The following is an 11,639-nucleotide window of genomic DNA, read 5'->3' as shown; positions in this document are numbered from 1 at the left end:
AAAAAGGAAGTGTGAATCATGCTGTATACGATGACTTCGACATTACCGGCACAACATGGGGGACGTACGAAGTCGCTCCTCAGTCGAATCGCAATGATCGAAAAACACCTTGGCTATGCGACAACGATCCTTACAACCAACTATGATGCAGCATACGATCGTATCGTACAAATCTTTAGAGAAAAGAACATTTTAAGCGAGACGACGCAAATTGAGAATATCTATGAGTGGCTCTCCGGAAATCGATTATATGAAGCTACGACACCGTTTGTGACTTCCCGGGAAATCGAAGGATTACGAGCTGTGCAGGTAGACACAGACACAGTCCGGTACTATGACGGGAACACATATGTCTTATACCGGAAGTACCATGAAGCGAGTGATCAGCTGTCATTTGAAGATTTCATGAGTCCTGCATCGAAGAAAAAAGTCGAACGTTGGCAATATAACGATAACGGTCGATTGCATCGCAAGATTCGATACTCACCAAAAACGCATAAAAAAATTCATGAACAGTTCTATGATCAAGAAGGTCATATCTACTGCGAAAAACATTATGAGGAACAAAAACGGAATAAATTGATTTCGATTCAAACCTACCAACTTGGACGTCCTGTCCATACCTTTCAGACTGAAAAGGATTTATTTCTCTACTACTTCAATCATCGTTTGACGGATGGAGATATCGTCTTCAACGATGCGCGACTTCTCGACTGGTCATTGCTCAACTGTCAGGTACGGACAAAAAATATTCTCGTGTTCCATAATTCTCATTTGGAATTAGATCAGCAACGAATCAAAAAATCTTACCAAACCGCTCTCGAAGGGTCGGATCGTGTGGCAAAATATCTCGTCTTGACGACACATCAAAAAGACGAGATTCAAGCGCGTTTTCCGATACCGGATGATCAGTTCGCAGTCATTCCGCACTCGATCAAACCGGTCGAGATCGACCGGACGCATGTAGAGGATCAATTCTGTTTTATCGGACGCTTTGGAAAACAAAAGCAACTCGAGCACTTGCTCCGCAGTTACGCAATCTTCAAACGATCGGGACATCCGACGAAGCTTGCGCTGTATGGAGCGGATGAGGATGGACAACTAGCATTGATGAAGCAGATGATGTATTTACTGAATATCGAGGAAGATGTTCTCATTCACGACTTCACATCGACACCGGACCAAGTCTTCGCGGCGTCCCGTGCGTCGTTATTGACGAGTCGCTTTGAAGGATTCGGACTAACCGTCATGGAAAGCATTAATGTCGGCTGTCCTGTCATTGCCTACGACGTTCGGTACGGACCGCGTGAAATCATCGAAGATGGTCAAAACGGTTACCTCGTCCCTGAAGGAGACGTCACGGGATTCGCAGAAAAGATGGTCGAAATCGTCGAACGACCACTCCCACATGTGCGGACGAAACCTGAGTTATATGAAACACAAGGCATCGAAAATTACCGCAATCTGATGAACTGGCTGCACACTGAATGATCGAAGGAGCGAATGTCATGAAAAAACCAATCAAAAAAGCCATTATTCCAGCTGCGGGGCTCGGCACACGTTTTTTACCGGCAACAAAAGCCATGCCGAAAGAGATGTTACCGATCCTCGATAAACCGACGATTCAATATATCGTGGAAGAAGCCGCTGCCGCAGGAATCGAAGATATCATCATCGTGACTGGGAAACACAAGCGTGCGATCGAGGATCATTTTGATCATCAATATGAACTAGAAGCCGCACTTCAGGCGTCGGGAAAAACGGAGTTACTTGAAAAGGTATGTGCTTCGACGAATCTGGCGAATATCTTTTATGTTCGTCAAAAAGAACAGAAAGGACTTGGTCACGCGATTTGGACGGCTCGTCAATTCATCGGCGACGAACCATTCGCCGTCTTGCTCGGTGATGATATCGTCGAATCGGAGACGCCGGCGATCCGGCAGTTGATGGACGCCTACGAAGAGACCGGTCAGTCCGTCATCGGTGTCCAAGAAGTCGAACCGAAAGAAACACACCGCTACGGAATCATCGATCCGCTCGATAAAGAGGGACGACTTTATCCGGTCCGCCGATTCGTCGAGAAACCGGAGTCCGGGACGGCGCCTTCGAATCTTGCCATCATGGGTCGATACGTCTTGACGGCGGATATCTTTGATTACTTGGAAAACCAGTCGGAAGGCGCTGGGGGCGAGATTCAATTGACCGATGCGATTGAACGGTTGAATGCGGACCAAGCGGTCTATGCGTTTGATTTCGAGGGGAACCGTCATGATGTCGGTGAGAAGCTCGGTTTCGTCAAGACGACGATTGAATATGCGATGAAGGATCCTGAAATGCATGAAGAATTGAAAGCGTTCCTGAAACGATTCCAGTGAAGCAGACGTGTACGCCCGAGGGGGTGTACACGTTTTTTGATTAATTATAAACAGCAAAAACTCCACCTTATGCTCGGACGATGTGTCCTCTGTAAGGTGGAGTTCGCGTAAGCGTCGAACTCTTTATAGTAGATGACTTGCGATCCGAACGATGTTTCGTCCGGATCGTTTCGCTTGATAAAGCGCTTGATCTGAGAGTTCCATCGAGTGCTGGACAGGAATGTCGCGCTTTCCGGAAGAGAGTCCGATTGATGTCGTGACGTGAATCGAAGAGCCGTCTAATAGACGGAACGTATGCCGTTCGACTTCCTGACGGATCCGTTCAGCGATGGTAGTCGCTTGTTCTGCCGTCAGATCGGTCAGGAGCACGATGAATTCTTCGCCACCCATCCGAGCGACTAAATCTTCTGAGCGTGTATTGCGCTCTAAAATTTTTGCGAACTGTTCCAACACGGCATCACCATTAGAGTGACCATATTGGTCATTCACTTGTTTGAACTGATCCAAATCAAGGATGATCAAGTGATAGGTCGAAGATTGACCAGCGAGTGTCTTGGCACGTAATTCCCATGCCCGCCGATTAGCAAGCCCCGTCAACGCATCATACTCCGCTAAATGTTGATAGACCTCGAGCTGTTTTCGGTGGCGTTGCTGCAGCGGCAACAGATAGAGGAATATACCGTACATCAATAACGTGAGACTTACGTGAAAGACGATCGTGGAAAGCGTTCGATCCGGTAGGAAGAACAAAATGGTACTTCCGATCAGAAGATGCAGCATACCTAAGCGTAGAGCGAGATATGTCTTTTTTTGTAGGAGTGAGGAGAGAATCACGATGCCCACTACTGAAAGGAGCGCTTGCTCGATATCTGCCTTCATTCCTGTATTCATTAAAGTGATGAGCGCTATACTGAAGAACGCTCTTTTTTCTCGATGATAAGCCAGTATAACAAAAGGAATGACTTGCCAGATCGATGCATATGATAAAAATAAGACGTCGATGACCAACAAGTAACTGCCAAACCAGAGAATCAGGATGACAGTGCCTGCGATTTCAATATTTCTATTACGAATCAGTTGGTATGTGGCTAAAAGGAGATACGTCAGGGCGAATATCATGGACCCTTGAATCATCCAGTTTTGAATCATATATAAGACATCCAATCTATACAAATAGTTTTCTAAAATATATAATTAAAAACAGGTAGTGTCAAATACTGTATATCAGTATTTGACATAATAGATTTCTATCGAGACAAAAAGGACCATTTTCCTCAGATTTTAGAGGGAAATGGTCCTTCATCTTCGAAGTAAAGCATATGCCAGATACTTGACAAGTGATGGGATTCACTGTCATTTTATAAGGTGGTATATGAAAGAGTTTAGAATTTATTGTAATTCAAATCGACGTTTGATTTCATGTGAAGGAATCCATTCTTTTGAGCGAGTGTCGCACTTTTTGTTCCTTGTACAGAAGAAATCGTCAATGTTTTGATGTCTTGAGATTGACTCAATTTTTGGAGGTCTGTCATCCGATCCTTTGACCACTGATCGTTGGCGACCGTTGAATAATTGAAGTTCTCCCACATGATGCCGTCGACATAAGGATACGTATGATATTTCAACGTTCCGAATCCCCAGTTTTGGATCAGTGATAGAGACGCATGTTTTGTTTTTAGTGATTTTAAGAAGTTTGTCATTCCTACACGTTGTTGTTCAAGAACGACAGGCTGGTCGGCATGTTCGTTATCGATGTTACCGACTGTATCGAGGAAAACGCCATCTAGTCCTTTTTGGACGATTTGTTTCTCGACTTCTTTCATTAAAACAGCTTGGTAGTGCTTCGATGTAATATCCGTTAAGTACGAATCCCATTCAGCGTAATGAATACGCTGACCATCGCGATGGAAAAAGTCTGACTCGACGAGTTGTCCCATCAAATCCGTATTCCAGTTGTCTGCTTCCATCGTGTTGATGTAGCCGTATACTTTTGTACCGTTTTGTTGAATCTGTTTGATTTGTGCAGCGGAATAAAAGACGGGTTCGATGATCATGACATCGTATTGTTGCATCTTTTTGATTTTCGCTGCTGACGGTGCGTCGTAGTAAACTTTGTACGACTTCGCATTGTCCAATGGATTGGATTTTTCTGCTTTTGCGTCTAGTGACGACATGAAGAACACTCCTAATAAAAGAATGCACAAAATAGACGTCATGCGCTTGAGTGAGATAATACCCATGTTGATAGCCTCCTGATTAATTATCAGAGAGCGGCCGCGGCATTGCAGACTGGCGATCGGTATCCGTAGATCGACGACCCATGTCTTTGCGCCCTTACTTTTCAGTAAGTTTGCCCTTCTCGATATGAAATTGTAGTGTTCCAACGATACATTTCTTCCATCTACATACCGATAAAAAACAAAAGGAGTGAATAAAATGATATATACTCAGCACCGGCAAGGCATCAAGTGGATTGAGATGATCGTTAGTATTCTTATTATCGGCACTTTAGACTATATGTTTAACCTTTCGATCTTAAAATGGACGATTGATCCGCTTATTTTTTATATTTTACTTTTTTCTCTCCGTTATGGACTCCTCGGAGCATTCGCGAGTTTCCTGTTTACGATGATTTATCACCTGAGTTCTCTCGCCTGGGCGGGAGAAGACGTCTTACTCTTCGTTTATGATCGTGGCGAATTGTCATGGATCATTTTGCACTTCTTAGTCGCGATTTCATGCGGCATATTCAGTACTTCTTTCCAAGAACGTTATCTATCCTTACGCTTACGACAAGAGGAAGTGACAGAAGAGAACGAACGATTGCGCGATACGCTCGAAAAATTGCGCGTTGCGCAAGAGGCAATGCGTAACAAAGTGCTTGAATCCAATCACACGTTGACGAACATTTACCGGATCGGAACAGAACTTGATCAATCCGTCGCGGACATCGTACGCGATAAGCTGTTGCAAATCTTACAGGATTCCTTCGATGCGAAGGAAATCGCGATCTATCACGTTGATGCGTCACGTCGTACGCTTCGTTTGCATATTCGTTTTGGTGATAAGGAACTGTTGCCGCAAACGATGTTCATCGATCCGGAACAAGGCATCTATCAACGGATGTTCCAAAAACAGGCGATTGCCATCCGGACAATTGATGAGACGGATGTCCCGTTACTGATTGCACCAATCCGTTATGACGGGCGCATCCAGGAAGTCGTAGTCATTCAATCGATCGCCTTCGAACGTTTGACGAACTATGAGATGCACGTCATGCAATTGATCGTCGATTGGACAGGGTCGCGCATCGAGAAAGCGATGCTGATGGAATGGATTGAGACGCGTCATGAATTGATCGAAGGCACGCGCATCTTTAAACGAGAGCACTTCGAGGAGAAAGTGAAGTATCAAGAATATCGACGCGAGCATTATGGTCAGCCTTATAGCCTCGTACAACTTGATATTCGCAATACACCGTTTTCTCTGATTGAACTGGAATTGATCTTGCGGCAATCGATGCGTGAAATTGACCTGATCGGTTTTGATGAAAACACGGAGCACCTCCAATTTTTATTACCCGGAACACCTCAAGAACATGCGAACCGATTCCTCGAACGAATCAAGGCTGTGTACGTTCAAAAAGGAGGGCGTGTCCAATGACGGCACTCCTGCTCATGCTTTATGTACTTCATCTTTTTCTCATCGTATTGGCTTATCGTGTACTCGTCTTTCGATTGCCAGAGCAAGAGCGAGGGATCTTAACGTTCGTATGCTTGTTCAGTGCCGTCCTACCACTTCTTGGTGAAGTACTAGGGGGACTGGCTTATCTGATTTCCCGTCGTTTTGCTTCTTCTGATACGTTACTGGATTACGATGAATATGTGCAGTTCGATGTGATGAATCTTGAAGGACTGCAGCAGCAAGCTGCAGACAATATGGAGATGGTTCCGATCAAGGAGGCATTGAACATGGATGCGAAACGCCGGAAACAGTCGATGATCCATTTAACGACATCGTCCTTGAAGGAGACCGGAAAGTATTTGCAATACGGACTTGATCATGATGACTCGGAAACCGTCCACTACGCAGCGACGGTCCGAAATTCCTTATTTGACCGTTATGAAGCAAATCTTCGGCTACGGGAACAACAACTCAATCCGGTAGACGTGACGACGTATCATCTGTTCATTCAGGAATGTAAAACCTTCCTCGACAGTGGTCTATTAGATGAAGGCGGTATCGGTCGACTCGATGAGCGACTTCACCTCGTGCTAGAACAAATGCGCGCTCTCTATCCGACGGATCTCGTCCGGATTGAAGCGGAAGCGGAAATGGCGATACGTCAAGGCGAAGAGGAAAAAGCGATTTCCTTCTACGAAGAGATGATTCAGATCCATCCGACGTTGCCAGACGGATATTTAGCGTTGATTCGTTATTATTTTCAACGGCAGGACTGGACTTCGATCGGTCCGGTGCTTCGCCAGTTAAAAAAAGCGGTGGCGGAGGAAGACATACCAGAAGAGCATCGCTTCATATTGGAACGTTTGGAAGGAGGAGACCAATGAATAAGAAACCTTATGGCTATCTCATTGGATTATTTGTCGTCTTATTCGTGACGATGGGCATCGTACAGCTGTTTCGTCTCGATTATCCACATCGACTGATTCCTTCTGAAAAAACGAAGGTCCGTTCATTCGAGACAGCAAACACGAAAACGACTGAAGCAAAAGGGGAAGCACTTCGTGTCTACCTGCTTCAAAACGATAGCGATCTATCGAAAGGTGTAATCGAAAATTTCTCGTACGCGTTGAAATATGCGAAAATCGATCATCAACGGATTCGCACATCAGACATCAAGACGCTTCAACCGAGTGACCGGACAGTGCTTGTCTTATCCGGTGAACATACGAAAGAATGGCCGTACGAGACCATTCGGAAATTCGTCCAACAAGGCGGTCGTTTGTACATCGCCGGTCGCTTCATTGATCCAAAATGGGGCGACTTAGTAGGGGTAGAACGCTTTGGTGATTTTAAAGAGGATGTTAACGGGATGACATTCAAAAAAGATTTATTTCCCGGGTATATCGATTTACCGAAGACGTCTACTTTGTTTGTCCATAGTATTGCGGATGTGACGTTAAAAGATGCCGATGTCAAAATCGAGGCTGATGGGAATCCGATTTTATGGACCCATGAATACGGAAAAGGAGAGGTCTTGTTCTGGAATACTTCTTCGTTACTCGAAAAAAACTCGCGTGGTCTACTCGTCCAGTCCCTGTCATTACTGTTTCCGACATTCGTCAGTCAGCAAGTCGCTGTGAAGCTAGCTCATTTCGATGATTTCCCGGCACCCGTACCAGATGCCTCCAATCCAGCGATTCAGAAAAACTATGATTTGACCGTCAAAGATTTCTTTGCAGAAGTCTGGTGGAAAGACATGCAACGGGTCGCGAAGGAACAGGATGTCATTTATTCCGGATTCATCATCGGAAGCTATAAGAACGCCATCGATGATACGGAAGAGCAGTTGATTGAAAACATTCGTTTTCCGATGCTGAACTTCGGACGCGGATTATTGAAGATGGGTGGAGAGCTCGGTTTACATGGATATAACCACCAACCACTCATTGTTAATGGGGAGACGATGGATTCAAGCCTTGGCTATAACACATGGGACAATCGTTCTCAAATGATGAAAGGTATTGAGGAAGTCAAAGTGGCACATCAGTATTTCTTCCCGAACGAGCAATTGCGCAGCTATGTACCACCTTCGAACATCATTGGTCCGACCGGTTTATCCGTCCTAAATGAAGCATTTCCGGATGGATTAATTATCGCGTCTCTTTATATTGGAGACCCCTCAAAAGGAAGTTACATTCAGGAGTTCGAACCAGATTCGACCTATAAGAATCTCTATAATTTCCCCCGGATCACAAGCGGATATAATGAATCGCCTGAAGATATGTTTGTCTTAGCAGATGCGGTCGCGAACTTCGGACTTGTCTCGCACTTCATCCACCCGGATGACGTCCTTGATGAACGACGCTCAAAAGGGCAAGGATGGCCGACGATGGAACGTTCGATAGAAAAGATGTTCAAAACGATCCATACGGATTATCCGTATCTCGAGAGCATGACACAGTACGATGGCTACAAAAAAATGAAGTTGTATCAAGAATCGAAAATCGATGTTCGTTATTCTAAAACAGCGATTGAGATTTCAGGTAGTCAAATGCTCCTTCCTTCGAAGATGGTCGTTCGTGTCAATGAAGGAAAACTGGAGACCGGGTCCTTCGCGTACGGACAAGTGCGAAAACTTGGAGATGCGGACGATTTATACGAAGTAGAACTCAAGAAGAACTTCGCGCGCATACCGGTACTGGAGGGATCCCAATGAAGATTGGTTTAGTGTTAGAAGGGAGTTACCCTTATGTCAGTGGTGGCGTCGCTAGTTGGGCACATATGCTGATTCAACAAATGACAGAGCATGAGTTTGAACTGATCACGATCACACCTACACGCATGACGGAAGCAGAGTTCCGTTACACGCTTCCCGCGAACGTCGTTGGTGTGACGAACCTTCCACTCGATCAAACGCATGAGACGCGTCCGCTAAAACAGACGTTGACGCCGGAGCAGGAAGAGGATATCAAACGATGGATGCGATTCCAAGCGACGAACACGTCGATTTTCCCACTCTTCGGTCAGGCGATCGGAACATCGACGCAATTTTTCTCAAGTCGTCTCTTTTTTGATCTCGTCAAGACGAGTTACCGGGAAGAACGACAAGCTGGCTCCTTCATCGATTATTTATGGATGTGGCGTAGCATGTATGCGCCTGTTCTGGAACTGCTCCAAGCCGACTTACCGACCGTCGATTTGATCCATTCTGCGTCGACGGGATATGCGGGACTCGTCGCAGCGGCGATCAAACAACGCCAACACGTCCCGTTCGTCCTAACGGAACACGGGATCTACTCCCGTGAACGAGAAGAGGAGCTCGTCCAAGCGATGTGGATTCCACAAGAATACCGCATGCACTGGGTGCAGTTCTTCCATCACTTATCACGCGAAGCCTACGCTGGGGCGGACAATATCATCACGCTCTTTGACCGAAACGGTGAATTGCAGCGTGAACTTGGAGCACCTGCCGAAAAAATTCGCGTCATCCCGAATGGAATTGATGCGACAGGACTTGCTGCGTTAGGACATACTCCAAAGCAAGATGTACTCCGGATCGGCGCAATCGTCCGCATTGTTCCAATCAAGGACATCAAGACGATGATCCATGCCGCGAAGGTTTTACAGGAAATGCACGTTCCATTTGAAATGACGATCATGGGTCCGCTTGAAGAGGATCCGGAATACGCCCGTGAATGCCAAGAACAAATCGATCTCTTTGAACTATCAGAGAGTGTGAAACTCGTCGGAAAGGTCGATATCCGTAGCTATCTGCCATCATTTGATGTCTGCTTGTTGACGAGTATTTCCGAAGGTCAACCACTGGCTGTCCTAGAAGGCATGGCTGCAGGGATACCGTGGGTCGTCACTGATGTCGGTGCATGTTCCGAGCTGATCAACGGACGTGAGGATGATCCTTACGGTCCGGCTGGATTCGTCGTGCCACCGGTCAATCCTCGCCGGATCGCAGAACGGTGTGCCTGGTTCCAGTCACATCCGGAAGAAGCGATTCGCTTTGGACGAAATGGGAAAGAACGCGCGCTTGCGTATTACCAGACGCACCGCTTCATCTCGGAGTATCAAACATTGTATCAAGAGAGGGGGGTGACGTATGGCGGGCATCGGGTTTAAGCTTCAAAAATTGTTTCAAGAGGACTATTTCTCATCTCGGTTAAAGGCATATGCTTTCGCTGGACTCGTCACGTCCGGTCCATGGCTCATCGTCATCTTGACGATCGCTGTGACCCAGTGGCTGACGACGTTCCTGTCGATTGCTTCTTTTGAAGAACGGACGACCTTCAATCTGGTCGTCTCATACAGTTTCATTTTTTCACAAGTGTTGCTCGGTATTCAGCAACTCGTCGTCACGCGCTATTTGGCGGACTGTTTCTACGAGAAACGATATGAAGATCTGTTTCCTGCATTTCTAGGTATGACGAAGATGACGATGGCGTTAGGCAGTATCGCCTTTCTCATCTTCCTCAGCTTCTCAAAACTTCCGTTCTTGTTGAACGGGCTGATCTTCATATTGTTCATGACGATCAATTTGATCTGGGTGCACTTCCTATTCTTAAGTGCCGCGAAGTTCTATCAGGCTGTCGCATACAGCTTTTTGATTGGCGGTATCGTAGCTGTCGGATCGGTCTTACTGATTGATCGGTATCTGATGGAGTATGTAACGGGTATCGTGACACCAAGTCTTGCCTTAACGGCAGGTTTCACATTCGGCATGGTCATCACGTTATTCGGTCTATTCACCTCGATGTTGTTGACGTTCCCGCAACGCGGGACGAAAAATCAGTTTACCTACTTGAGTTATTTTGATCGTTACCCGGCGCTCTTTTGGACGAGTTTTCTCTACAATATTGGGGTGTGGGTCGGGAACTGGGTCATCTGGTTCTCTGACGGCGGTGCTGTTCATCTCGGGACATTCCGTTATCATCCGTTATACGATACGGCGATCTTCTTATCCTATTTGACGGTCATCCCGACGATGACGATCTTCGTCGTTTCCGTTGAGACGCGTTTCTATGAAAGGTATCGCATCTTCTATGGATACGCGAACGAGGGCGGAACGCTGGATCAAGTTGAAAAAGCGCGGGACGCGATGTTACTCGTCTTACGACAGGAATTACAACGACTGTTTCGAAATCAAGGGTTGTTTACGCTGTTCACCTTATTGTTCGCCTCGACGTTGCTCGGTTACCTCGCATTACCTGAAGCAACGATTAGTATCTTCCAAATGACGACGATCGGTGCGTTCTCGAACGCGATGGTTCTCGTCTTGACCCTCTTATTACTCTATTTTGAAGATCAAAAAGGGGCGGCATGGATTTCATGCGTGTTCTTCTTCTCTAATGGGATTTTAGCTTTGTTGATCGCGCCGTTCGGTTTTTCCGGATATGGTCTCAGCTTCGCGATCGGATCGACCTTGACGTTTGCGTTTGCGCTCATGCGACTCATCCATTATGTCTCAGATATTGATTACCATACGTTTTGTCGGATGGTGTTACCGCCACGCTCGATGCGTTTTACGCGATGGAGTGAACGATTGAATCGTTCGTGGATGTGAAGCGGTTA

At 46.1% G+C, this 11,639-nt stretch carries 9 protein-coding genes and 1 riboswitch; of the genes, 7 read left to right on the top strand and 2 right to left on the bottom strand.

The genetic code is table 11. The features are described 5' to 3' along the window. The first annotated feature begins 18 nt into the window (after positions 1 to 18). Together N179_RS12975 and galU are read left to right on the top strand one after the other, a co-directional pair. The gene (locus N179_RS12975) at positions 19 to 1,491 is read left to right on the top strand and encodes a glycosyltransferase (protein WP_075642995.1); all 1,473 of its coding nucleotides are present in this window, start codon (positions 19 to 21) and stop codon (positions 1,489 to 1,491) included. A 17-nt stretch (positions 1,492 to 1,508) separates the two neighbouring features. Next, positions 1,509 to 2,375, top strand: coding sequence for a UTP--glucose-1-phosphate uridylyltransferase GalU (gene galU / locus N179_RS12970; protein WP_023469433.1), 867 nt, complete (start codon positions 1,509 to 1,511; stop codon positions 2,373 to 2,375). Positions 2,376 to 2,498: 123 nt separating this feature from the next. Here galU and N179_RS12965 read toward each other — a convergent pair whose 3' ends face one another. Both N179_RS12965 and N179_RS12960 read right to left on the bottom strand, forming a co-directional pair. Continuing rightward, positions 2,499 to 3,524: a GGDEF domain-containing protein gene (locus N179_RS12965; RefSeq protein ID WP_075642994.1), complete on the bottom strand. Its 1,026-nt coding sequence runs from the start codon at positions 3,522 to 3,524 to the stop codon at positions 2,499 to 2,501. 233 nt (positions 3,525 to 3,757) lie between these two features. Beyond that, positions 3,758 to 4,549, bottom strand: a complete 792-nt coding sequence (locus N179_RS12960) for a glycoside hydrolase family 191 protein (RefSeq protein ID WP_241492294.1) — start codon at positions 4,547 to 4,549, stop codon at positions 3,758 to 3,760. Between the two features lie 106 nt (positions 4,550 to 4,655). Further along, positions 4,656 to 4,740: riboswitch (cyclic di-GMP riboswitch) on the bottom strand. A gap of 71 nt (positions 4,741 to 4,811) precedes the next feature. On the opposite strand from N179_RS12960, the gene N179_RS12955 reads away from it, so the two are divergent. From N179_RS12955 to pelG, 5 genes are read left to right on the top strand one after another with little or no spacing between them, the layout of a single operon-like run. After that, a complete protein-coding gene (locus N179_RS12955; RefSeq protein WP_075642993.1) occupies positions 4,812 to 6,038 on the top strand; it encodes a GAF domain-containing protein in 1,227 nt (408 codons plus the stop codon). After that, entirely contained in the window at positions 6,035 to 6,943 is a 909-nt protein-coding gene (locus tag N179_RS12950) for a hypothetical protein (protein WP_075642992.1), read from the top strand. The genes N179_RS12955 and N179_RS12950 overlap by 4 nt, the downstream gene beginning before the upstream one ends. Further along, positions 6,940 to 8,775, top strand: coding sequence for a DUF2194 domain-containing protein (locus N179_RS12945; protein ID WP_075642991.1), 1,836 nt, complete (start codon positions 6,940 to 6,942; stop codon positions 8,773 to 8,775). The genes N179_RS12950 and N179_RS12945 overlap by 4 nt, the downstream gene beginning before the upstream one ends. Beyond that, entirely contained in the window at positions 8,772 to 10,190 is a 1,419-nt protein-coding gene (gene pelF / locus N179_RS12940; protein ID WP_023469424.1) for a GT4 family glycosyltransferase PelF, read from the top strand. The genes N179_RS12945 and pelF overlap by 4 nt, the downstream gene beginning before the upstream one ends. Further along, positions 10,171 to 11,631: an exopolysaccharide Pel transporter PelG gene (gene pelG / locus N179_RS12935; RefSeq protein ID WP_023469423.1), complete on the top strand. Its 1,461-nt coding sequence runs from the start codon at positions 10,171 to 10,173 to the stop codon at positions 11,629 to 11,631. The genes pelF and pelG overlap by 20 nt, the downstream gene beginning before the upstream one ends. Positions 11,632 to 11,639 lie beyond the last annotated feature (8 nt).

The sequence above is a fragment of the Exiguobacterium indicum HHS 31 genome, from assembly GCF_001939065.1.
GTDB classification, from domain to species: Bacteria; Bacillota; Bacilli; order Exiguobacteriales; family Exiguobacteriaceae; genus Exiguobacterium_A; species Exiguobacterium_A indicum.
The sequence above is the reverse complement of the archived record's forward strand: the minus strand, read 5'-3'. Positions and strand labels throughout refer to the sequence as shown.

Excerpts from the sequence above, each read along its gene's own strand:
- N179_RS12960 (WP_241492294.1), bottom strand. The coding sequence starts at position 4,549 with ATGTCGTCACTAGACGCAAAAGCAGAAAAATCCAATCCATTGGACAAT.
- N179_RS12950 (WP_075642992.1), top strand. The coding sequence starts at position 6,035 with ATGACGGCACTCCTGCTCATGCTTTATGTACTTCATCTTTTTCTCATC.
- pelF (WP_023469424.1), top strand. The coding sequence starts at position 8,772 with ATGAAGATTGGTTTAGTGTTAGAAGGGAGTTACCCTTATGTCAGTGGT.
- galU (WP_023469433.1), top strand. The coding sequence starts at position 1,509 with ATGAAAAAACCAATCAAAAAAGCCATTATTCCAGCTGCGGGGCTCGGC.
- N179_RS12965 (WP_075642994.1), bottom strand. The coding sequence starts at position 3,524 with ATGATTCAAAACTGGATGATTCAAGGGTCCATGATATTCGCCCTGACG.
- N179_RS12955 (WP_075642993.1), top strand. The coding sequence starts at position 4,812 with ATGATATATACTCAGCACCGGCAAGGCATCAAGTGGATTGAGATGATC.
- N179_RS12945 (WP_075642991.1), top strand. The coding sequence starts at position 6,940 with ATGAATAAGAAACCTTATGGCTATCTCATTGGATTATTTGTCGTCTTA.
- N179_RS12975 (WP_075642995.1), top strand. The coding sequence starts at position 19 with ATGCTGTATACGATGACTTCGACATTACCGGCACAACATGGGGGACGT.
- pelG (WP_023469423.1), top strand. The coding sequence starts at position 10,171 with ATGGCGGGCATCGGGTTTAAGCTTCAAAAATTGTTTCAAGAGGACTAT.